The sequence below is a fragment of the Marinobacter iranensis genome, from assembly GCF_029207565.1.
Lineage (GTDB): Bacteria > Pseudomonadota > Gammaproteobacteria > Pseudomonadales > Oleiphilaceae > Marinobacter > Marinobacter iranensis.
The window spans coordinates 1-265 of sequence record NZ_JANCMW010000211.1 but is presented as its reverse complement, the minus strand read 5'-3'; the positions used below and the strand labels follow the sequence as shown (position 1 = coordinate 265).

General features: G+C 60.8%; 1 pseudogene. It reads left to right on the top strand.

Annotated elements, in window-relative coordinates:
* Positions 1-265 (top strand): annotated as a pseudogene (locus NLU14_RS22065) (restriction endonuclease); the annotation flags it as partial.

The following is a 265-nucleotide window of genomic DNA, read 5'->3' as shown; positions in this document are numbered from 1 at the left end:
CAAAATGGGAGGCCAAGCCGACACCAGCGGCCGATCTCCACGTTTTCGAGGGCAAGCTCGGCGAGAAGGCTGCTTGGTCCCGCGGCCTGTTTGTGAGCTACATTGGCTTCAGCGAAGACGGGCTGCACGCCTTCGGGCGCGGCAAGCGGATCATCTGCATGAGCGGCGAGGATTTCGATGCCATGTTCGAAAAGCTGTTGCCAATTGATGAGGTGCTGAGTCGCAAGGCGCGCCGCTTCGCGGAGACGGGCAATCCTTATGTCCG